Source organism: Micromonospora sp. WMMD812 (assembly GCF_027497215.1).
GTDB lineage: Bacteria > Actinomycetota > Actinomycetes > Mycobacteriales > Micromonosporaceae > Micromonospora.
Genome location: NZ_CP114904.1, coordinates 3,793,341 through 3,813,721, shown reverse-complemented (window position 1 = coordinate 3,813,721; position 20,381 = coordinate 3,793,341). Strand labels below are relative to the sequence as shown.

19 protein-coding genes and 1 pseudogene are annotated in these 20,381 nt (G+C 71.8%); 10 read left to right on the top strand and 10 right to left on the bottom strand.

Annotated elements, in window-relative coordinates:
• The first annotated feature begins 32 nt into the window (after positions 1 to 32).
• Entirely contained in the window at positions 33 to 1,484 is a 1,452-nt protein-coding gene (locus tag O7603_RS17450) for an MFS transporter (RefSeq protein WP_281570870.1), read from the top strand.
• 223 nt (positions 1,485 to 1,707) lie between these two features.
• Here the strand turns inward: O7603_RS17450 and O7603_RS17445 are convergent, their stop codons facing one another.
• The 6 genes and pseudogenes from O7603_RS17445 to O7603_RS17420 form a co-directional block, all read right to left on the bottom strand.
• On the bottom strand, positions 1,708 to 2,361 hold the full coding sequence (locus O7603_RS17445) for an O-methyltransferase (RefSeq protein ID WP_281570869.1): 654 nt from the start codon (positions 2,359 to 2,361) through the stop codon (positions 1,708 to 1,710).
• A gap of 9 nt (positions 2,362 to 2,370) precedes the next feature.
• A complete protein-coding gene (locus tag O7603_RS17440; RefSeq protein WP_281570868.1) occupies positions 2,371 to 3,027 on the bottom strand; it encodes a nucleoside triphosphate pyrophosphatase in 657 nt (218 codons plus the stop codon).
• A gap of 148 nt (positions 3,028 to 3,175) precedes the next feature.
• Positions 3,176 to 3,802: pseudogene (locus tag O7603_RS17435) on the bottom strand (S8 family serine peptidase); the annotation flags it as partial.
• 117 nt (positions 3,803 to 3,919) lie between these two features.
• On the bottom strand, positions 3,920 to 5,314 hold the full coding sequence (locus tag O7603_RS17430) for a hypothetical protein (protein WP_281570867.1): 1,395 nt from the start codon (positions 5,312 to 5,314) through the stop codon (positions 3,920 to 3,922).
• Entirely contained in the window at positions 5,311 to 5,766 is a 456-nt protein-coding gene (locus O7603_RS17425; protein ID WP_281570866.1) for a hypothetical protein, read from the bottom strand. Before O7603_RS17425 ends, O7603_RS17430 begins: the two co-directional genes overlap by 4 nt.
• A gap of 144 nt (positions 5,767 to 5,910) precedes the next feature.
• Entirely contained in the window at positions 5,911 to 6,123 is a 213-nt protein-coding gene (locus O7603_RS17420; RefSeq protein WP_281570865.1) for an acyl-CoA carboxylase subunit epsilon, read from the bottom strand.
• Between the two features lie 92 nt (positions 6,124 to 6,215).
• Here O7603_RS17420 and O7603_RS17415 point away from each other — a divergent pair, with 92 nt between their 5' ends.
• Together O7603_RS17415 and O7603_RS17410 are read left to right on the top strand one after the other, a co-directional pair.
• Entirely contained in the window at positions 6,216 to 8,258 is a 2,043-nt protein-coding gene (locus O7603_RS17415) for a serine/threonine protein kinase (protein WP_281570864.1), read from the top strand.
• 166 nt (positions 8,259 to 8,424) lie between these two features.
• The gene (locus tag O7603_RS17410; protein ID WP_281570863.1) at positions 8,425 to 8,667 is read left to right on the top strand and encodes a hypothetical protein; all 243 of its coding nucleotides are present in this window, start codon (positions 8,425 to 8,427) and stop codon (positions 8,665 to 8,667) included.
• 133 nt (positions 8,668 to 8,800) lie between these two features.
• Here the strand turns inward: O7603_RS17410 and O7603_RS17405 are convergent, their stop codons facing one another.
• Positions 8,801 to 9,556, bottom strand: coding sequence for a GH25 family lysozyme (locus tag O7603_RS17405; RefSeq protein WP_281570862.1), 756 nt, complete (start codon positions 9,554 to 9,556; stop codon positions 8,801 to 8,803).
• 211 nt (positions 9,557 to 9,767) lie between these two features.
• On the opposite strand from O7603_RS17405, the gene O7603_RS17400 reads away from it, so the two are divergent.
• The 4 genes from O7603_RS17400 to O7603_RS17385 all read left to right on the top strand — a co-directional run bounded on the left by O7603_RS17400 (position 9,768) and on the right by O7603_RS17385 (position 13,021).
• Positions 9,768 to 10,511, top strand: coding sequence for a M50 family metallopeptidase (locus O7603_RS17400; RefSeq protein ID WP_281570861.1), 744 nt, complete (start codon positions 9,768 to 9,770; stop codon positions 10,509 to 10,511).
• Between the two features lie 109 nt (positions 10,512 to 10,620).
• A complete protein-coding gene (locus tag O7603_RS17395) occupies positions 10,621 to 11,604 on the top strand; it encodes a 2-dehydropantoate 2-reductase N-terminal domain-containing protein (RefSeq protein WP_281570860.1) in 984 nt (327 codons plus the stop codon).
• Between the two features lie 63 nt (positions 11,605 to 11,667).
• Positions 11,668 to 12,168: a SigE family RNA polymerase sigma factor gene (locus O7603_RS17390; RefSeq protein WP_281570859.1), complete on the top strand. Its 501-nt coding sequence runs from the start codon at positions 11,668 to 11,670 to the stop codon at positions 12,166 to 12,168.
• Positions 12,161 to 13,021 (top strand): hypothetical protein, encoded by an 861-nt coding sequence (locus tag O7603_RS17385; RefSeq protein WP_281570858.1) that lies wholly within the window; start codon positions 12,161 to 12,163, stop codon positions 13,019 to 13,021. Before O7603_RS17390 ends, O7603_RS17385 begins: the two co-directional genes overlap by 8 nt.
• Before the next feature lie 135 nt (positions 13,022 to 13,156).
• On the opposite strand, the gene O7603_RS17380 is transcribed toward O7603_RS17385, so the two are convergent.
• Positions 13,157 to 14,740, bottom strand: coding sequence for an acyl-CoA carboxylase subunit beta (locus tag O7603_RS17380; RefSeq protein ID WP_281570857.1), 1,584 nt, complete (start codon positions 14,738 to 14,740; stop codon positions 13,157 to 13,159).
• 115 nt (positions 14,741 to 14,855) lie between these two features.
• On the opposite strand from O7603_RS17380, the gene O7603_RS17375 reads away from it, so the two are divergent.
• The gene (locus O7603_RS17375; protein WP_281570856.1) at positions 14,856 to 15,731 is read left to right on the top strand and encodes a biotin--[acetyl-CoA-carboxylase] ligase; all 876 of its coding nucleotides are present in this window, start codon (positions 14,856 to 14,858) and stop codon (positions 15,729 to 15,731) included.
• 321 nt (positions 15,732 to 16,052) lie between these two features.
• Complete coding sequence (locus tag O7603_RS17370; RefSeq protein WP_281570855.1) at positions 16,053 to 16,625, top strand: PH domain-containing protein; 573 nt, start codon at positions 16,053 to 16,055, stop codon at positions 16,623 to 16,625.
• Between the two features lie 137 nt (positions 16,626 to 16,762).
• Here O7603_RS17370 and O7603_RS17365 read toward each other — a convergent pair whose 3' ends face one another.
• Together O7603_RS17365 and O7603_RS17360 are read right to left on the bottom strand one after the other, a co-directional pair.
• Positions 16,763 to 17,485: a GtrA family protein gene (locus O7603_RS17365; protein WP_281570854.1), complete on the bottom strand. Its 723-nt coding sequence runs from the start codon at positions 17,483 to 17,485 to the stop codon at positions 16,763 to 16,765.
• 63 nt (positions 17,486 to 17,548) lie between these two features.
• Positions 17,549 to 18,085: a GtrA family protein gene (locus tag O7603_RS17360; RefSeq protein ID WP_348651080.1), complete on the bottom strand. Its 537-nt coding sequence runs from the start codon at positions 18,083 to 18,085 to the stop codon at positions 17,549 to 17,551.
• A 451-nt stretch (positions 18,086 to 18,536) separates the two neighbouring features.
• Here O7603_RS17360 and O7603_RS17355 point away from each other — a divergent pair, with 451 nt between their 5' ends.
• Entirely contained in the window at positions 18,537 to 20,381 is a 1,845-nt protein-coding gene (locus O7603_RS17355; protein WP_281570852.1) for a phosphoenolpyruvate carboxykinase (GTP), read from the top strand.

Genomic DNA, 20,381 nt, shown 5'->3' with positions numbered 1-20,381 from the left:
GGCACCGGGCCGGCGCTTGTAGCGTAAGGTCCGTGCCCCGCCTCACCCATGACAGGATCACCCGGCTCGCGTACGCCCAGCTGGGCCTGTGGGGCTTCTTCCTCTACGGCTTCGGGCCGGTCGTGCCGCTGCTGCGGGACGAGCAGGGCACCTCGGCCGCCGTCGCCGGTCTGCACAGCACCGCCATCGCGGTCGGCTCGCTGGTCGGCGGGGCTCTCTTCGCTCCGGTCGCCGGACGGATCGGCCGCAACCCGGCCATCTGGGCCGGCCTGGCCGGGGTGGCCGCCGGCGTCGCCGCGTTCGGCGTCCTCCGCCCGCTGCCCGCGACCCTCGCCGCGGTCGCCGTGATCGCCACCTTCGGCATGATGGTGATCAGCGGCGTCTCCGTCGTGCTCACCACGCGACACGGCGCCGCCGCGCCCGCCGCGTTGACCGAGGCCAACGCCGCCTGCGCCGGCATGGGCATCCTCGCCCCGCTGGTGATCGGCGCCTCCGTCGACGCGGGGCTCGGCTGGCGGCCGGTGATGGCCGTCGAGGTCGGGCTGATCACGCTCGTCGCGCTCGCCGCGCTGACCTTGCGGGTACGCCCGCCGAAGGGCGCCCCCGCTCCCGCGGCTGCCGCCGACCCCGCCGGAGTGTCCGCCCCGGTTGCCGCCGATCAAGTCGCGGCGACCGCCGTGCGCGGCGACGGCGTGGCCACGGCGAGTGCGACCGGCGGCGCCGCCGATCGGGCCGTGGTGGCGGCACTGAGCGGCGATGGTCTGGCCTCGGCGAACGCCGGACCTGCATCGGCGGGGGCCTCCGCCACTGCCGATCTCGCCGGGGGCACGCGCTCCTCGGCCGGCGCCGGCGGCGTCGCCGGCCGCCGGGGCGACTCGCGGGCGGTGGGGCGGTTGCCACGGGCGTACTGGATCGCCTGGACCCTGATGGCGGTGACCGGCTCGATCGAGGTCTGCCTGTCGCTCTGGACCGCCGACGTGCTCCGCTCGCATGCGGGGTTGAGCGCCGGCACCGCGAGCGCGGCCGTCGCCGCGATCGTCTGCGGGATGTTCCTCGGCCGGCTGGCCGGCGGCCGGATCGCGCTGCGGCTGCCGCCGATCCCGCTGCTGCTCGGCGCGCTGGGCGTGTCGCTGGCCGGGTTCGCCCTGTTCTGGTCCGCGTCGGTCGGCTGGCTCGCCGTCACCGGGCTGGTCGTGCTGGGCCTGGGGAACGCGCTCCACTACCCGCTGGCCATCTCGATCGCGCTCGCCGTCGCCGGTCGGGCCGCCGATCGGGCGGCCGGCTGGGCGTCGTACTCGATGGGGATCGGTTTCGGGATCGCGCCGGTCGTGCTCGGCCGGGTGGCCGACGGGGTCGGCCCGCACCTGGCGTTCCTGCTGCTGCCGGGGTTCATCGCGGTCGCCGCGCTGCTCGCCGTCCGCCTCGGCCGGTCGCTGCGCGCCAACCGACCGGCGCCGGAACCGCTCGCGGTCCCGGTCGCTTGATCGACACCAGGTCAGGCCACGTGGCCTTGTCTGGAGCCGCTGCGGTCGCTTGAGGGGGTCGCGGGGCGCCGCAGCGGGCCGCTCGCGGTCGCGCTCGCTTGATCAACACCGTGTCAGCGACATGGCGCAGTCCTGCCGAGCAGGATGGCGCCATGTCGCCGACATGGAGTGGATCACGCCGCGAGGCGCGGCGATCATCCCGCGCGACGCGGTGGGGCCACCGTCAGCGAACCCGGGCCAGCGTGAGCCCGTCGGCGATCGGCAGCATCACCGCGTCCACCCGGACGTCGGCCAGCACCTCGTCGTTGAACGCGGCGATCGCCCGGTCGCCGACGTCCTGCGGCGCGATCACGCGCCCACCCCGCAAAACGTTGTCGACCGCGATCACACCGCCGGGGCGCATCCGGGGCACCAGCTCGGCCCAGTAGATCGGGTAGCCCGTCTTGTCCGCGTCGATGAACGCGAAGTCGAGGTACCGGTCGTGCGGTAGCTCGCGCAGCGTGTCCCCGGCCGGACCGATGCGCAGCTCGATCCGGTCGGCCACTCCCGCCCGTGCCCAGTAGCGCCGGGCGATGCCGGTGTACTCCTCCGAGATGTCGAAGCAGGTCAGCCGGCCGTCCTCGGGCAGGCCCCGGGCGATCGCCAGGGAGGAGAGCCCGGTGAACGTGCCCACCTCCACCGCCTGCCGCGCGCCGAGCAGCCGGGTGAGGAACGTCAGGAACGCGGCCTGCTCGGGCGCGACCTGCATGGTCGCCTCGTCCGGCAGCACGGCGCGGGTCTCCTCGGCGAGGTCACGGATGATCTCGTCGGGTGGGGAGCCGTGCCCGACCAGGTACGCGTGCAGCTCGTCGGTGAGTGGGATCGACTTGGTGGTCATGCGTGGACGCTAACCGAGCGGCTCCGTCGACTGGCCGCCCGGCGCGACCTTCGTCCAGAGATCCGTGATCCGCAGGTCCAGTTCGGCGAGGAGGCGGCGCAGCAGCGGCAGGGAGAGCCCGATGACCGTGCTCGGATCGCCTTCGATCCGCTCCACGAACGGGCCGCCCAGCCCGTCGATGGTGAACGCGCCGGCCACCGCCAGCGGCTCACCGGTGGCGACGTACGTGTCGATCTCGTGGTCAGTGACGTCGGCGAAGTGCACGATGGTCGAGGCGACCGCCTCGGCGCGCCGCCCGGCCGTGGCGTCGACCAGGCTGTGTCCGCTGTGCAGCACCCCGCTGCGCCCGCGCATCCGTTGCCACCGCCGCCTGGCGTCCGCCGCGTCGGCCGGCTTGCCCAGGATCTCGCCGTCGAAGGCGAGCACCGAGTCGCAGCCGATCACCAGCAAGCGCTCGTCGGCGGCCGGGCGGAGCCGGGTGAGCACCGCCTGCGCTTTCAGGCGGGCCAGTTCCAGGCAGAGTTCTTCGGCACGGTCGGTGACGACCAGGGACTCATCCACGCCGCTGACCAGCACGTCCGGCTCGATACCGGCGGCCTGGAGGATCTTGCGACGGGCGGGGCTCGCCGAGGCGAGCACGAGGCGGAGCGGCAGCTGATCGGGCACCCCGCCGACGTTACCGGCTGACCCGCGGCGGTGCGTCGCGTCGACCGCGCCCCGCGAGTCCGCGACGCATCGCCCATGACCGCCCCAGCCGAAGCCAGCACCTGCCCGGCCTACATGCTGACGGGCCGGTGCGTCTGCCCTGCCTCGTTCAGCGACTGATGCGTGGCGGCGGATCGTCGCCGCGCCGACGCCGCCGAGCGATGACCGCCCAGGTCGCGCCGGCGGCCACGATCACCCCGAGAGTCACCAGCCCGCGGACTGTCGCGCGATCGTCGCCGCCCGGAGCCGCCGTCGCGGTCGGGCCGCCGCCGACCGGCGCACTCGCCGTCGCCGATTCGAACCCCAGCGGCGGTACGTCCGCCGTCAGCGCCGCCACAATGTCGATGACCCCGTAGCCGTACTCGTCGTCGCGCCCGGGCGGCCCCTTGTCGACGGCCGTGGCGGTCAGCCGATGCGCGACTTCACGCGCCGGCAGGTCCGGGTACTTGGACCGGATGAGCGCCGCCGCCCCCGCCACGATCGCAGTAGCGTCAGACGTGCCCGTGCCTTTGCGGTACTTCCCGTCGATGCTAGTGCTGTAGATGTCCACAGCCGGTGCCACCAGGTCGACCTCTGGTCCAGAAGTCGACACGAGGGCGTGCTTCCCATTTCGGTCTACGCCGCCAACTGCAATGACGCCATTTACAGAAGCCGGAAAAGCCACCTCAATATCCTCGGGCCTATTTCCCGCAGCAGCAACTACAACGATGTTCGACGCTATTGCCGTGTCCAGTGCCTGACCGCCCCATCCGGCTGTGAAGCGATGCTTCCGCCACCGTTCCCCTGGAGGCATGGCGCTACGGTGGCGGTTACTACGAGCAGCGCGGCGAGCGCGTTTGGTAGGGAGATGGCTTCACCGGCCAAGACCGATTGCGGGCCCTGGGTCAAGGGGTTCGTCGTCGTCTGGCGGGCGGACTACCGGCGTTACACCCTTATCGGTCTCCCACGGGTTATCCGGGTCCCAATAGTGCGGCTCGACGTCCTCAGGCTTCCATGGGCCACGCCTTCCCGGTGTCCTAACAAGACCGTTTGTGACATTGCCGCCGAAGCCAGGCGTGCCGCCGACAGGAAAAGTCCCTTGGCTGCCGGGAAAGTTGCGGCCGCCGCCAGGGCGGGAGCCGGCGCCACCGCTCGGAGCAGTACCGGCCGCACCGCCGCCGATTACTCCACCGACGGGATTAATTCGACGGGATGGTGAGGTTCCCCCTCCGGTCGGGCTAGGGCTAGTGTTTTGAACACCGCCGATGAGTCCGCCGAAAGGAGCGGGGCGATGCGGGGGTGCACTTCCTGTCGGTCCGTTATTGGTCCCGCTGGCCGGCCGGCTCTCCATTCCAGATGGACGGCGCGCCGATCCGGACGCGTTGCGCCCCTGAGAAACGGTTGGAGGCAAGTTCGGCGGAAGGCCGGCGTGCGGGGCAGGGCTAGGGGGCGCAGTCGGCACTGGCCCCGGCAGGCCGGCATGTGATGGGCCGGAGGCTACCCCGGTACCGACACCACCCAGTATCGGCCCAATCCCAGGTGCGCTCGTCGTAGGCGCTGGCACAGGGGTAGCTAGCGATCGTTGATTTGTCCGTGTGCTACTAGCTGCGGCGAGGGGCACGGGGATGATCGGCGCAATCACTGGCGCGTTGCCGGAACTGTCGTAGATATCCGGGTCTCCCGGGTCCCGCCGGGGCCGAGCGGATGGCGGCCTCTGCAGCATTACTTGGGCGTGTTGGAGTTCGCCGCTGAGGCCGTACATGATGCCGCGCGCCTGGACGTTCAGCAGTTCCAGGTCGGCGTCGGTCACCGGTTGGTCCGGGACGCGGCTGCCCATGGCTGCCTTCGGGTCGGCGGCTGTCGCCTCGTACGCGCGCTTCTGCTGGAGTTTGGCCGCGTACTCCTCATGGATCTTCTGCAGTGTGGCGCGGGTGCCGCTGATGGCCTGGGTGGCGGCAGCGAGCGCGGTGTAGTTGGTGGCGGCGGCGTCGTGGGTGCGCCGCACCTTGTCGATGAGCTCGTCCAGTTCGCCGAGGTAGGCGCGGGCGGCCGGGTTGGTCTCCGGTGGCCACGCGTCGGCGAGGCCGCGCCGGTATTCCTGGAGCCGGCTCAGGTGGGTCTGCGCCAGGTCGCACACCTTGCGCCAGCCGGCGACCTGCCGCCAGTGGTTGGCGGTGTCGTGGTCCTGCAGGCAGGCCCACATGCTGTTGACGTCCATGAGGTGCCAGTCGGTGAGGCCGGACGCGCGGCCGCCGCCCCTTTCGATCACGGCAGCACCACCGGCCCGTCGCCCGGCCCGGTCGGGTCTCGTAGCACCACCGACGGGCCGGCCGGCGTCACCGTGCGCGGGTCGGCGAGGGCGTGCTCGACGTCGACCACCCGGGCCGCGGAGAAGGCGTCGCTGCCGGCGTACCGGTCGGCGACGGTGCCCGCGGCGGCGGCCAGGTGGCCGGTCGCGCCCCGGACACCCCAGACCATCTCGACGGCGGCCTGCTGGGTCTCGTGGTGCGCCCGCAGGAAGTGGACCAGCTCGATGAAGGCATCGCACGGGTTGGGCAGGGGGGCCGTCATGTCCTCGGCGATATAGGACAGGTGCGGCGCGTAGTTGCGCTCGACCTCGGAGGCGAGCCGGTCGGCGAACTCGCGTAGCTGTCGGATGTCTGCCTCGATGCCGCCGTGGCCGTTCAGCCAGGCCGCTGGGCCGTCCTCCTCGGGGATCACCGATCCTCCCTCACCGTCACGGCACCATTTCCCTGAGTGAGGTTAACGGCTGGGAGCGACGCTGGCAGCCCCCGCGCGCCGTCGGATCGACCCCGGGCGGCCGCGGACCACAGGATCAGACGCGGGCGCCCGGGCGGGTGTGGATCAGCGGGGCAGGCCGGACGTACGCCAGGCGCCGGAGCCGGCGACGGGCGCCGCGCCGGACGGCCGCCCGCTGCGCGCCCAGGTGGACACGGCCACCGGCGCGGTCGCGCCGGACGGCCGCGACCGGACGACGATCGCGCCCACCAGCGCGGCCAGTTCCTCGGCGGTCGGGACGCCGCGGACGACCCGGAACAGGGGCTCTTCGGCAGACATGACGCCAGCGTACGCGCCGAAGGACTTGACCTTCACCGCACAGTGGCGTGCCGGCGGTGTGGTGGTCGGTGCCGCCGGGTACCGTCTCTGCGATGTCGAACGCGCTTCCCCAACTTGTCGCCGACCGGTACCGGCTCATCTCGCCGCTCGGTCAGGGCGGCATGGGTCGGGTGTGGAAGGCGCGCGACGAGGTTCTGCACCGCGACGTGGCGATCAAGGAACTGGTCCCGCCGCCGAGCCTCACCGACGACGAGCGTCGTGAGATGCGGGAACGGTCGCTTCGGGAGGCGCGGGCGATCGCCCGGCTGAACAACATCAACGTCGTCCGCATCTTCGACGTGCTGCGCACCGACGGCGATCCGTGGATCGTCATGGAGTACGTCCCGTCGAAGTCGTTGCAGGACACCCTCGCCGAGTCGGGTCCGGTGACGCCGGCGCGGGCGATCGAAATCGGTCTCGGGGTGCTCGGCGCTCTGAAGGCCGCGCACAAGGCCGGGGTGATGCACCGGGACGTCAAGCCGGGCAACGTCCTGCTCGGCGACGACGGCCGGGTGGTGCTGACCGACTTCGGCCTCGCCACCATCCCGGGCGACCCGAACGTCACCCGCACCGGCATGGTGCTCGGCTCGCCCGCGTACATCGCGCCGGAGCGGGCCCGGGACGGCACCGCCGGGCCGGAGGCCGACCTCTGGTCGTTGGGCGCCACCCTCTACGCGGCGGTCGAGGGCAAGTCGCCGTACGCGCGCCCGTCGGCGATCGCCACCCTCGCGGCGCTCGCCACCGAGCCGATGCCGCCGCCGAAGAACGCCGGCCCGCTCAAGGCGGTGCTCCAAGGACTGCTGCGCAAAGACCCGAGCGAGCGCATCAACGCGGAGGTGGCCGAGCGGCTGCTGCGCCGCGCCAACGGCAAGCGCTCGCGGGGCATCTCGCTGCTCGACGGCGTACGCCGGCCAGGGCCGAATGGTCCGCGTGAGCCGCGTCCGACCGTGGTGCCGGCCCCGCGTCCGGCCGAGCGGACCGTCCCGCCGGCCACTCCGCCGGCACCCCGCACGCCCCCGGCTGCCGCGGCGGCTGCCGGTGCGATCACGGCGGGTGCGGCGAGCGCCGAGGACGCGACCGCGAAGGTCCCGGCCGGCGCCGACGCGGACCCCACCACGAAGGTTGATGCGCCGTCCACTGCGGACGCCGGCCCGACCAGCAAGGTCGCCGATCTGACCGGCACGGACGCCGACCCGACGCGCAAGGTCGCCGACCCGACGCGCAAGGTCGCCGACCCGACCAGCGCGGTCGCGGACGGCGCGCCGGCGGCCGAGGCGCCGACGACGGTGACGCCGGTCGAGCCGGTCTCCCCGGCGCCGGCGACCCGCGAGCCGGCCAAGCCGACGTCCGTGCTGCCGGTGAGCCCGCCGGCGGCGCCGGCCGGGCGTGCGCCCATCCCGCCACCGACCGGTACGCCGGCCGACCGTAAGCGACGCAACCTGCTGATCGGCGCGCTGGTGGCCGTCCTGCTCCTCGGACTGGCCATCGCCGTGCCGCTGTTGGCCGACGGAGACGACCCCAAGGGCGCGGGGCAGCAGGCTGGTGCGACCAGCGGCCCTCCGACGCCGTCCACTCCGCCCAGCTCCGCGCCGCCGACCAGCGTGGCGCCCAGCCCGACCCCGTCGGCGACTCCGTCCACCGACTCGAACGCGCTGCCGGCGGGCTGGAAGCTGCACCGGGACCCGGCCGGCTTCGCGCTGCCGCTGCCGGACGGCTGGGTCCGCCGCAACGCCGGCCAGGACACGATCGTCTTCGACGAGGTCAACGGGGTGGGCGAGCTGCTCGTCCAGTGGACGGACACGCCGAAGTCGGACGCGTACGCGGACTGGAAGCGGATCGAGCCGGCCCGGAAGAACATCGTCGACAACTACCAGTACCTCGACATCAGGCGCTGCGACTTCTGGAAGACCTGCGCCGATTGGGAGTGGCTGGAGACCCGCGACGGGACGCGGATCCACGTCCGCAACCGAGGCTTCGTCACGGCCAGCAACCGGGGCTACGCCCTGCGCTGGGAGGTCGCCGACAAGGACTGGCAGGCCAAGCTGGCCGACTTCGACCGGATCGCCAAGGGCTTCGTGCCCGACCGCCAGGACTGACCCGCCGGGATTCGCCGCCGGCCCTGACCCGCGGGACTCGCGCCGGCCCTGACCCGCGGGATTCGCGCCGACGTAGGCCTGCGGGATTCGCGCCGGCGCAAAACTGACCCGCATGGCCTCCCGTCGTCCGGGGTACCTGACCTTCGACGACGGAAGGAGGTACGACATGGGTTACCGACGGAGGGACGCCCGACCTCGGGTGGCACTGTGGATGCTCGTCGCGCTCGGCGACGCGGTCCTGCTCCTGGCGACCATCGGCGTTCCGGCGCTCATCGCGTTGCTCAGCGTCGTGGCCGTCACCGTCGCCGGGGTGGGTGCCTGGCGGGTGACCCGGCGGAGCGCCCTGGTCCGCGAGGACGCGATGACCGCCCGGGTCGCGGTGCCGATGGGACACCGGCGCCGGGCCTGACCCGGCAGGTGACGGCGGGCGTGTGGCCGCGGAGATGGCGGCCCGCTACCGCTGGCGTGGCGGCAGCCGGACCAGTTGTCGACCGTACGGTCACAGCCGATCCCGCTGCCGCCAAGCGCCTCGCCGGATGAGATCAGGGCGTGTTGTTCGCCAGCGCAATCAGGCGGGAGCGGTCGCCGTTCCAGTAGTTGCGGTCGACGTTGCCGCTGATCCCGGAGACGGCGCCGGTGCTCGTGTACTGCCAGAAGCTCCAGACCGGCGCGCCGGCCGGCAGGGTGCCCGGGGTGCTGGCCCAACGGGCCAGCCAGAGCGGGTGGTTGGCCCACGGCCCGCTCCAGCTGCCGGTGCACTGGTTCCAGAAGCTGGTCGTGGTGTAGATGACGGCGTAGCGGCCGGTGCGCGAGCGGTAGGTGTTGAGGAAGTCCTGGACCCAGTTGCGCATGCCGGTCGTGCTGAGGCCGTAGCAGTAGCCGCCGCTGTACGGGTTGGCCTCCAGGTCCAGCGCCGCGGGAAGGGTGCGGCTGTCCGCCGACCAGGCGCCGCCGTTGGAAGCCAGGTAGTTGGCCTGGGCCGCGCCGGAGGAGATGTTGGGCCGGGCGAAGTGGTACGCCCCGCGGATCACCCCGGCGTTGTACGCGTTGACGTAGTTGGCGTTGAAGTTCGGGTCCTTGTAGCTCGTGCCCTCCGTGGCCTTGATGAAGGCGAACTGGATGCCGGCGTTGCGGACGCTCGTCCAGTTGATGCTGCCCTGGTAGCGCGACACGTCGATGCCGGGCGTGGTGGCCGCGGCGGCCGGACCGGCGGTGGCGACCAGGGCCGCGGCGGCGGTGGCGAGGACGGTGAGGCCGGCCGCGAGGAGCCGGCGCAGGGGGGATCGGGTGGGGAGCATGGGTACCTCCAAGAGGGCCATCGATTGATGCACATCTTTGGAGGTAATCACCCTAGATCGCAAGGGGGGCTAAAGAAACTTTCATCGACGGCGTCGTGGCCACCGGATACCTGTACGCGCCGTACCCGCGTCGGTGCACCCTGTGACGGGCGTGTCGTCGCCGTCGGACGGGTCGTACCGGCGGGCCGACGGGCCGGTAGGCTCGCGCCCCATGGTGTCGTTCGACGGGCTGACCGATCTCTGGGACCGGCTGTTCAGCGCGCAGCCCGACCCGCCTCCGCTGCTGGTCCTGCTGACCGCGCTCGGAGCGCTCGTCGTCGTCTCCACCCGCCTGCCGTGGCGGATCGCCCGCAACGCGATCACCATCGCCCACGAGGGTGGCCACGCGCTCGTCGCCCTGCTCACCGGTCGCAAGCTGCGCGGCATCCGGCTGCACTCGGACACCTCGGGGCTGACCCTCTCCGCGGGTCGACCCAGCGGGCCGGGCATGATCCTCACCCTGCTCGCCGGCTACATCGCCCCGCCGCTGGTCGGGCTGGGCGGCGCGTGGCTGCTCGGCGGCAACCGGATCACGCTGCTGCTCTGGGTGGCCGTGGTGCTGCTGCTCGCCATGCTGGTGATGATCCGCAACGCGTTCGGCGTGATCTCGTTGTTGGTCACCGGCGGCGTGGTGCTCGCCGTGTCCTGGTACGCGTCACCGCAGGTGCAGGCGGCGTTCGCGTACGCCGGCGTGTGGTTCCTGCTGCTCGGCGGCGTACGGCCGGTGGTAGAGCTGCAACGGCTGCGCTCCCGGGGTCGGATGCCCGCCTCCGACGCCGACCAGTTGGCCGGGCTCACCCCGTTCCCGGCGTTCTTCTGGGTCACCGTCTTCGCCCTGGTCAACCTCGCGGTCCTGCTGGCGGGCGCGCTCCTCCTGACCGGCCCCATCCTGACCGACGCCGGCCTGACCCTGTGACGGCTTCCGTCGATCATGCAATTGTGGTGCCTCATAAAAGCCGCGAATCGGCCCGATCCAGGCACCACAAGTCCATGATCGACGGTGTGGTTGAAGGGAGAGTGTGGGCATGAGGTACGTGGTGATCGGGGCGGGGGCTGTCGGGGGCACCATCGGGGTGCGGTTGGCGTCCGCCGGGTACGGCGTCACGTTGGTGGCTCGGGGGGCGCATCTGGCGGCGATCCGGGAGCGTGGACTGACCCTGCGCCAGCCCGAGCAGGAGCACATCGCCCGGCTCCCCGCCCTGGACCGCCCGGAGGGTCGCCCACTGCCCGCCGACACCGTGCTGGTGCTCACCGTGAAGTCGCAGGACACCGAGGCGGCGCTGGCCAGCTGGGTGGACGCCCCGGTGGAGGGCGGCGGCACGGCCGGCGAGCGGCTGCCACTGCTCACCGCGCAGAACGGCGTCGCGAACGAGCCGGCCGCGCTGCGGTTCTTCGCGCGGGTGCACGGCGTCTGCGTGTGGCTGCCGGCGACCCACCTCGAACCGGGTGTGGTCGTGGCCAACGGTCACCCGCACCCCGGGATCCTGCACGTCGGCCGCTATCCGTCCGGATCGGACGACACCGACCGTACGGTCGCCGCCGAGCTGGCCGCCGCCGGCTTCGTCGCGCCCGTCCGGCCGGACGTGATGCGTTGGAAGTACGGCAAGCTGCTGGGCAACCTGGGCAACGCCCTCCAGGCGCTGTTCGGCCGGGACGCCCCGGACGGCCTGGCCGACCGGATCCGGGCCGAGGGCGAGGCGGTGCTGGCCGCGGCCGGGATCGCGCACACCGATCGGGCCGAGGAGGCGACGGCGCGGGGCGATCTCGTGCAGCACCGGCCCGTCGGCGGCGAGCAGCGGGCCGGCGGCTCCACCTGGCAGAGCCTGGCCCGGGGCGCCGGCTCGGCCGAGACCGACCAGCTCAACGGCGAGATCGTGCTGCTCGGTCGCCTGCACGGCGTACCGACGCCGGCCAACGCCGCAGTGCAGCAGGCGGTACGCCGGGCGGTGCGGGAGCGGATCCCGGCCGGCGAGTTTCCCCGCGCCGAGCTGGCGAAATTGCTCGGCTGAGCAGGCAACCGCCGGCACCGGCCGGCGCGTGTCCCCTGCGACCGTCACGGGGGAGGTAACCAGGTGCCGGACGTCGAGGGATTCGACGAGTTCTACCGGGGCAGCCGGCAACGGCTGCTCGGCTTCGTCTACGTACTCACCGGCGACCTCGCCGAGGCGCAGGACGCGGTCCAGGAGGCGTACATCCGGGTCTGGCAGCGCTGGTCGACGGTGAGCGGCTACGACGACCCGGAGGCGTGGACACGGGTGGTCGCCACCCGGATCGCGGTGAGCCGGTGGCGCAGCCTGCGCAGCCGAGCCCGCGCCTACCTGCGGCACGGCGCCGTCGAGACGACTCCCGGCCCGGGCACCGAGACGGTCGAGGTGGTGGCGGCGCTGCGCCGGCTCCCGGAGGAGCAACGGACCGCGATCGCCCTCTACTACCTGCTCGGGATGCCGGTCGCCGAGGTGGCCCGCGAGACCGAGGCGCCGGTGGGCACCGTCAAGGCCCGCCTCTCTCGGGGGCGTGCCGCGCTCGCCGGGCTGCTCGCCGTCTCTGATCTGGAGGAGGCCGCCGATGCGTGACGACCTGGCGTTCGTCGAGAAGGTGCAGCGGGACCTGCGGGACGTGCGCTGGCCCGGTCCGGAGGAGATCCGCGCCCGCGCCCGGCGGCGCAACTGGCGCAACGTCGCCGCGGCGGCCGCCGCGCTGGCGCTCGCCGGCGTCTCCGCCATCGCGGTCGTCGCACCGGGCCGGTCCTCGACACCTCCGACCGCCTCGGTCGGTCCGAGCGTGCCCGTCCGTGCGGAGATCACCACCGAGGCGCTGCTCCGGCCGACCGATCTCGGGCTGGCGTCGGCGGACACCCAGCTCACCGACTCGGGGCTGGCGGAGCCGATCCGGATAGACGACATGCTCGGCGCCTGCCGGACGAGCCAGGGGCTGTCGCAGACCTGGCCGTCCCGCTGGTCGCGATCGCAGACCCTCCTGACCGCGCGGCCGGACGGCGTCGACCTCGCGCCCAGCGACGTGGTGGCGATGCAGGACGTCTACCGGCTCACGCCGGGGGGAGCCGAGACGTTCCTCGCCGATTTGGACCAGATCATCGCCCCGTGCGTGCAGTGGCGCAGCGTCGGGCCGTACGAGTGGAAGGGGCGGGCCGGCACGGCGGAGGCGGTGCACCAGTGGCGGATCGTCCGGCGGGACTTCGCGGGGGACGACGCCGCCATGGTGCAACACCTCGTGTCCCCGGCCCGCGACATGAAGACCGGCGAGACGTTCGGCGACGTGACCCCGCCGACCTACAAGGCGATCATTCGGGTCGGCGACCTCGTCGCGGTGCTCGGCCTCGGGCGGCACGGCACCGAGTCCGAACTGCTCCAGCTCGCCACGGTGGCGGCCAGCCGGATGTGTCAGGCGGCGAATCCGGGCTGCTGAGTCCGCCGTTGATCCGTGCAACTTCGCGGAAACTGCGGCCTCCCGCAACCCGGAGGCGACACTTTCCCCGAAGTTGCACGGATCTTGGCGCCGCCGACGACAACGGCGGCGCCGCCGGCGCCGACCGGCGTCAGCTCACAGCGGGATGTTGCCGTGCTTCTTCGGCGGCAGCGTCTCGCGCTTGGTCCGCAGGACCCGCAGCGCCCGCACGATCTGGGTGCGGGTCTCGTGCGGCGGGATGACCGAGTCGACGTACCCGCGCTCCGCGGCGACGTACGGGTTGGCCAGGGTGTCCTCGTACTCGGCGATCTTCTCCGCCCGCAGCGCGGCCGGGTCGTCCGCACCCGCCAGCTCGGAGCGGTAGAGGATGTTCACCGCCCCCTGCGCGCCCATCACCGCGATCTGCGCGGTCGGCCAGGCGAAGTTCAGGTCCGCCCCGAGGTGCTTGGAGCCCATCACGTCGTACGCCCCGCCGTACGCCTTGCGGGTGATGACGGTGACCTTCGGGACGGTGGCCTCGGCGTACGCGTAGATCAGCTTGGCGCCCCGGCGGATGATGCCGTCCCACTCCTGCCCGGTGCCGGGGAGGAAACCTGGCACGTCCACGAAGGTCAGCACGGGGATGTTGAACGCGTCGCAGGTCCGCACGAACCGGGCCGCCTTCTCCGACGCCGCGATGTCCAGCGTGCCGGCGAAGTGCATCGGCTGGTTCGCCACGACGCCGACCGGTCGCCCCTCGACCCGGCCGTAACCGACCACCATGTTCTGCGCGTACAGCGGCTGGACCTCCAGGAACTCCCCGTCGTCCAGCACGTGCTCGATGACCCGGTGCATGTCGTACGGCTGGTTGGCCGAGTCCGGGATCAGGGTGTCCAGCTCCCGGTCCTCGTCGGTCACGGCCAGCTCGGCCGGGGCGTCGTAGACCACCGGCTCGTCCAGGTTGTTCGACGGCAGGTACGACAGCAGCGCCTTGACGTACTCGATCGCGTCCTCCTCGTCGGTGGCGAGGTAGTGCGCGTTGCCGCTGCGGGTGTTGTGGGTGCGGGCGCCGCCCAGCTCCTCCATCGCCACGTCCTCGCCGGTGACCGTCTTGATGACGTCCGGGCCGGTGATGAACATGTGCGAGGTCTGGTCGACCATCACGGTGAAGTCGGTGACCGCCGGGGAGTAGACGGCGCCGCCGGCGCAGGGGCCCATGACCAGCGAGATCTGCGGGATCACGCCGGAGGCGCGGACGTTGCGGAAGAAGATCTCGCCGTAGAGGCCGAGGCTGACCACGCCCTCCTGGATCCGGGCGCCGCCGGAGTCGTTGATGCCGACCACCGGGCAGCCGATCTTCATGGCGAGGTCCATCACCTTGACGATCTTCTCGCCGAAGACCTCGCCGAGCGAACCGCCGAAGACCGTGAAGTCCTGGGCGAAGACGCAGACCTGCCGGCCGTCCACGGTGCCGTAGCCGGTCACCACCCCGTCGCCGTACGGGCGGGTCTTCTCCAGCCCGAACGTGGTGGACCGGTGCCGGGCCAGCTCGTCCAGTTCGACGAAGGAGCCCTCGTCGAGCAGCAGCTCGATCCGCTCCCGGGCGGTCTTCTTGCCCCGGGCGTGCTGCTTCTCGACCGCGCGCGCCGACCCGGCGTGCACCGCCTCGTCGACACGGCGCTCCAGGTCCGCCAGCTTGCCGGCGGTGCTGTGGATGTTGGTCCCGGTCTCGGTAGTCACCCAGGGAATATAACGATGGTTCAGGACGCCGCCGTTGTGCAGTTCGCCTCAGCTTCCACCGGCGCGTTCCTGGAGGCCCGGCAGGTGGCTGCGGGGTGGGCCGTAGGCTGGCGGGATGCCGGGCTCGCCGTACACCGATCTGGACCGCCCGCCGCTGTCGGCGGCGCGGCTTCGGCGCGCGCTGGTCACCCCGTACGGCCCCTGGAACCGGCTGGAGCTGCGGGCCGAGACCGGCTCGACCAACGCCGACGCGGCCGAGGCGGCCCTGACCGGTGAGCCGGAGGGCCTGGTGGTGGTCGCCGAGCGGCAGACCGCCGGGCGCGGTCGCCGCGGTCGGGTCTGGCAGTCGCCGCCGCGGGCGGGCATCGCGACCAGCGTGCTGCTCCGGCCCGGCGAGGCCGCCCCGGAGCGCGGCTGGCCGGCGGCGCCACCCACCGGGTACGGCTGGCTGCCGCTGCTGGCCGGCGTCGCGCTGGTCGAGGCGGTGGCCCGGCTCGCGGAGCTGGACGCGGCGCTGAAGTGGCCGAACGACCTGCTGATCGGGGATGCCAAGTGCGCCGGGGTGCTCGCCGAGGCGGTGCCGGGGGGGTCCGCCGCCCAGCCCTCGGCTGTCGTGCTCGGCATCGGGCTCAACGTCACGCTTCGCGCCGACGAGCTGCCGGAGAACCCGACCGGGCTGCCGGCCACCTCGTTGCAACTGGCCGGCGCCGCGGCGACCGACCGGGACCCCCTGCTGCGGGCGTTGCTGCGCGGGCTCGCCGACTGGTACGACCGCTGGCGCACGGCCGGTGGCGACGCGGTGACCAGCGGCCTGCGGGAGGCGTACCTCGCCGCCTGCGCCACGGTCGGCAGGCCGGTGCGGGTGCTCCTGCCCGGCGGCGACGAGCTGACCGGTACCGCCGTCGGCGTGGACGCCGACGGGCAGCTGCTGGTCGACACCCCCGACGGCCAACGCCACCTGGCCGCCGGCGACGTCCTCCACCTCCGCTGAGGACCTCCGCCACCTCCGCCGCCTTCGCGCGCTCACCCGGATCCCTCGGTCCCGGTAGGTGATCGCGGCTTCCGCCGCCTCCGCTGCCGGCCCCGTCGACCGCCGCCGACTTCTGCGCCGCCCGGGCTCCTCGACCGCCCGCGCCGCCCGGCGGTCTCGGCCGCGGTCTTGCCCGGGTGTCCCGGCGAATGGGAGGACGGCGCGAACCAGGGACGAAAAGTGCAAGATCGCGAAGGCTGCCCGGGGCCGCCCGCGCGGCTGATGCCCGGACGTGCGGTGACCGGTTACGGTCAGCCCGTCCGTTCCTGCGAGGAGGTTTCCGTGGCGTTCCCCGAAGACGTGCTCACCGAGGACGAGCATGTCGTTCTGCACCTGCACCCGCACTGGAAGGCGCTGATCCGGCCGGTCGTCGTGCTGGTGCTCGCCGTCGCCGCGGTGGTGGCCGGCGTGCTCCTGCTCCCCTCGGGCGGCGGTGGCTCCGTCGCCCTGGCCGTGATCGGCGTCGTCGCGCTGGTCGCGGTGCTGTGGTTCGGTCTCTGGCCGTTCCTGGTCTGGCGCACCACGCACTACCTCTTCACCAACGAGCGGGTGCTGCTCCAGCACGGCGTGTTCTCCCGGGATCGGCGGGACATCCCGCTCACTCGGGTCAACGACCATGCGATGAACCAGCGGTTCGTCGAGCGGCTCCTCGGCTGCGGCACGCTCACCATCGAGTCGGCCGGCGAGCGCGGCCAGTCCGTCCTGGCCGACGTGCCCCGGGTGGGCCAGGTGCAGACCAAGCTGTACGAGCTGGTGGAGGCACAGCACGACAAGCACTCGCTCGGCGACGGCGAGATGCGCGAGATCCTCGCCGACATGAGCGAGGGCAAGCCCCTGCGCGACCCCTCGGCCTGATCCTGCCGCGGCGAACGCGGTCTACAGGTTGATCATGAAGTTGTTGCCCCGACATGCCGTGCTCGGCGGCAACAACTTCATGATCAACCAGGGTGGTGTCAGACCGGGGTTCGGGGCCGGAGCGGTGGGGTGGGGGTTTAGCGGCGGGGTGCTCGGCGCGTGGCGGCCTGGAACTCGGCGGCGAACTCGGCGTCCAGGTCCGTCGCCAGTCGAGCGTCCAGTGCGCCGGGACGCCCCTGGGCCGGCGTGCCGGACTGGCCGGCGGCCGGCGCCGCGCTCGCCCGGCCCGGCTTGTCGCCGGCCGGCGGCGGCTGGGACTCCTCCAACTCGGTGACCGACTCGGCCAGCTCGGCCACCGGGTCCATCTCCGCCATCGTGTCCCACTCGTCCCGGGGAAGGCGGTGCCAGTTCTTCTCGTCCGGGACGGGGGCGGGCTGGAAGACAAACGTCCGGTAGGACCAGAACCGGAACATCGTGCCCAGCAGGACGCCGGCGGTCTTGGCCACGTTCAGCGCCAGCAGGCTGGTCACCCCGAGGCCGTACTTCGCCGCGGCGAGTACGCCCAGCTCGATGAGCAGGCCGGTGGCGTTGAAAAGGAAGAACAGGACGTACTCGCGCCGGAGCGCAGACTTGGGTCGATCCCGGTACGTCCAGTGACGGTTCATCAGGTACGACGTGATCGTGGCCACCACGGTGGCGATCACGGTGGCCTTCAGTTGGCCGTCGACGAAAACGGTCAGTGCCAGCGCATTGAACACCGCGTAATTGATGACGGTGTTGATGCCGCCGACGATGCCGAATTTGAGCGCCTCGTGGATGAACTTCTGCCAGCGCTCAGGCAGCAGGCGGACAAGACGCATGCGGAACACCTTAGGGCAGTGGGTTGGGCCGACCGGCTCCGGCCGGTCGGGATGGGCGGTAGGTCACGCCCCGTGGCCTCGGTGAGGCTTCGCTTCCGGAACGGCTGGGGTTCCCGCCTCGACGAAGACGAATCGTCGGTAGGACCAGAATCGGAACAGCGTCCCCAGCCCGGTGCCGACCACGAAGCTGGCGATGTTGTCGGCGAGCGGGGTCTGGAACACGTCCGGCCAGATGCTGCCCAGCCCGTAGCGGCTGAGGGCGAGACAGGCCACGGCGATGCCGAGGCCGACACCGTTGAAGAAGAAGAACAGCGCGTACTCGCGGGCCGGGTTGTTGCGCTGGCGGTGTCGCCAGGTCCAGAACCGGTTGCCCAGGAAGGCGACGGTCGCGGCGATCACGGTGGAGATGGTCTTCGCGGTGACCTGCTCCAGGCCCTGTGCCGTGGTCAGGTAGTTGAACAGCGCGAAGTCGATGAGGAAGGCGATCCCGCCCACGGTGGCGAACTTGCTCAGCTCGTGGACGAGGTGGCCGAACCGGTCCAGCAGCGCGCGGACGAGACCTCGGCGGGTCGGTGGAGAGCCCGATCGCTCCCGGGTCATCGTGGCGGCCACGCGCAGACTCTACCGGCTGCTGACACGTCGCACGGGTAGCAACAGCGAGCGGGGGCGGCCGGCATCGGCAGGCCCTCCGGCGTCCGCGGTGGACATGAACGGAGCGTAACCGGAGGGACAGCGGATCCGGACCGGATCGGCGGAGCCGGGTGGTTTCCGGGTGACCGCGATCGGGCGTCCGACGGTCACCTCACGATCGAGGGGCGCCGAAGGTTCACCGCAGGATTTGCGTGAAACTGCGCGCAAAAACGGGTATCAGATCGTGATGCCGCAGCGTGGCCGTACCTTGTGCAGTTCTTCACAACCAGTCCCACTGACTCGGGGGGCTGCCCGGTTTACGCTGAGCGCAATCCCAGGTTTTCACGAAGGCGACGCGGTTCGCGCGCCGAGACTCGTGCATCCCATAGATCGGTCAGCGTCGACCACAAGGAGATGTGTCATGGTTGCTCCGGCTACTGTTCGGGGTATCGATCAGGCCCCGACGTCCCATCCCAAACTGCTCGCCTGGGTCCGTGAGGTCGCGGAACTGACCACCCCCGAGCGGGTGGTCTGGGTTGACGGGTCCGACGAGGAGTGGCGTCGTCTCACCGACGAGCTGGTGGACGCGGGCACCCTCGTCCGCCTGAACCCCGAGAAGAAGCCGAACTCGTTCTACGCGCGGACCGACCCGTCGGACGTCGCCCGGGTCGAGGAGCGCACCTACATCTGTTCGGTGGACGAGGCGGACGCCGGCCCCACCAACAACTGGATGGCGCCGGCCGAGATGAAGCGCGTCATGACGGACCTCTACCGCGGGTCGATGCGTGGCCGCACCATGTACGTCATTCCGTTCGTCATGGGCCCGGTCGAGGCGAAGAACCCCATGTTCGGCGTCGAGATCACCGACAGCCCCTACGTGGTCGCCTCCATGCGCATCATGACCCGGATGGGCGCGAAGATCCTCGAGGCGATGGGTGACGACGCCGACTTCGTGCACGCCCTGCACTCGATCGGTGCCCCGCTCGCCCCCGGCCAGCAGGACGTCGCCTGGCCCTGCAACGAGACCAAGTACATCTCGCACTTCCCGGAGACCCGGGAGATCTGGTCGTACGGGTCCGGTTACGGCGGCAACTCGCTGCTCGGCAAGAAGTGCTACTCGCTGCGGATCGCCAGTGTGATGGGGCGTGACGAGGGCTGGCTCGCCGAGCACATGCTGATCCTGAAGATCACCTCGCCGGAGGGCCGGGTCTACCACATCGCCGGCGCCTTCCCGTCGGCCTGCGGCAAGACCAACCTCGCCATGCTCGAACCGACCATCCCCGGTTGGAAGGTCGAGACCATCGGCGACGACATCGCCTGGATGCGCTTCGGCCCGGACGGCCGCCTCTACGCCGTCAACCCGGAGTACGGCCTCTTCGGCGTCGCGCCCGGCACCGACTGGAAGACCAACGCCAACGCGATGCGGACGCTGGACCGCGGCAACTCCATCTTCACCAACGTCGCCCTGACCGACGACGGGGACATCTGGTGGGAGGGCATGGGTGAGCCGCCGGCGCACCTGATCGACTGGAAGGGCAACGACTGGACGCCGGAGAGCGACAACCTCTCTTCGCACGCCAACAGCCGGTTCTGCACCCCGATCACCCAGTGCCCGATCCTCGCCGAGGACTACTACGACCCGAACGGCGTGCCGATCGACGCGATCCTCTTCGGGGGCCGCCGGCGCGACACCGTCCCGCTGGTGACCGAGGCGCGCGACTGGGTCCACGGTGTCTACATGGGCGCCACGCTCTCCTCGGAGACCACGGCCGCCGCGTCCGGCGCCGTCGGCGTGGTGCGCCGTGACCCGATGGCCATGCTGCCGTTCATCGGCTACAACGGCGGCGACTACTTCCGGCACTGGATCGAGATGGGCAAGGGCGCGGACGGCGACGAGTCCAAGCTGCCGCGCATTTACTACGTCAACTGGTTCCGCAAGGACCCGGAGGGCAACTTCCTCTGGCCCGGCTTCGGCGAGAACTCCCGCGTGCTGAAGTGGGTCATCGAGCGGATCGAGGGTAGCGCCGAGGCGGTGGAGACCCCGATCGGCATGGTGCCGGCACCCGACGCGCTCGACGTCGACGGGCTGGACATGACCCCGGAGGACGTCCGGATCGCGCTGAAGGTCGACCCGGAGGAGTGGCGCGACGAGTTGCCGCTGGTCACCGAGTGGTTCGAGAAGTTCGGTGACAAGCTGCCCGGCGTGCTCTGGGCGGAGCTGGACGCGCTGCGGGCACGGCTCGACGCGGAGCAGCCGCAGCGCTAG

Excerpts from the sequence above, each read along its gene's own strand:
- O7603_RS17415 (WP_281570864.1), top strand. The coding sequence starts at position 6,216 with ATGTCGAACGCGCTTCCCCAACTTGTCGCCGACCGGTACCGGCTCATC.
- O7603_RS17365 (WP_281570854.1), bottom strand. The coding sequence starts at position 17,485 with ATGCGTCTTGTCCGCCTGCTGCCTGAGCGCTGGCAGAAGTTCATCCAC.
- O7603_RS17375 (WP_281570856.1), top strand. The coding sequence starts at position 14,856 with ATGCCGGGCTCGCCGTACACCGATCTGGACCGCCCGCCGCTGTCGGCG.
- O7603_RS17400 (WP_281570861.1), top strand. The coding sequence starts at position 9,768 with ATGGTGTCGTTCGACGGGCTGACCGATCTCTGGGACCGGCTGTTCAGC.
- O7603_RS17395 (WP_281570860.1), top strand. The coding sequence starts at position 10,621 with ATGAGGTACGTGGTGATCGGGGCGGGGGCTGTCGGGGGCACCATCGGG.
- O7603_RS17420 (WP_281570865.1), bottom strand. The coding sequence starts at position 6,123 with ATGTCTGCCGAAGAGCCCCTGTTCCGGGTCGTCCGCGGCGTCCCGACC.
- O7603_RS17355 (WP_281570852.1), top strand. The coding sequence starts at position 18,537 with ATGGTTGCTCCGGCTACTGTTCGGGGTATCGATCAGGCCCCGACGTCC.
- O7603_RS17405 (WP_281570862.1), bottom strand. The coding sequence starts at position 9,556 with ATGCTCCCCACCCGATCCCCCCTGCGCCGGCTCCTCGCGGCCGGCCTC.
- O7603_RS17445 (WP_281570869.1), bottom strand. The coding sequence starts at position 2,361 with ATGACCACCAAGTCGATCCCACTCACCGACGAGCTGCACGCGTACCTG.
- O7603_RS17410 (WP_281570863.1), top strand. The coding sequence starts at position 8,425 with ATGGGTTACCGACGGAGGGACGCCCGACCTCGGGTGGCACTGTGGATG.
- O7603_RS17360 (WP_348651080.1), bottom strand. The coding sequence starts at position 18,085 with ATGACCCGGGAGCGATCGGGCTCTCCACCGACCCGCCGAGGTCTCGTC.
- O7603_RS17385 (WP_281570858.1), top strand. The coding sequence starts at position 12,161 with ATGCGTGACGACCTGGCGTTCGTCGAGAAGGTGCAGCGGGACCTGCGG.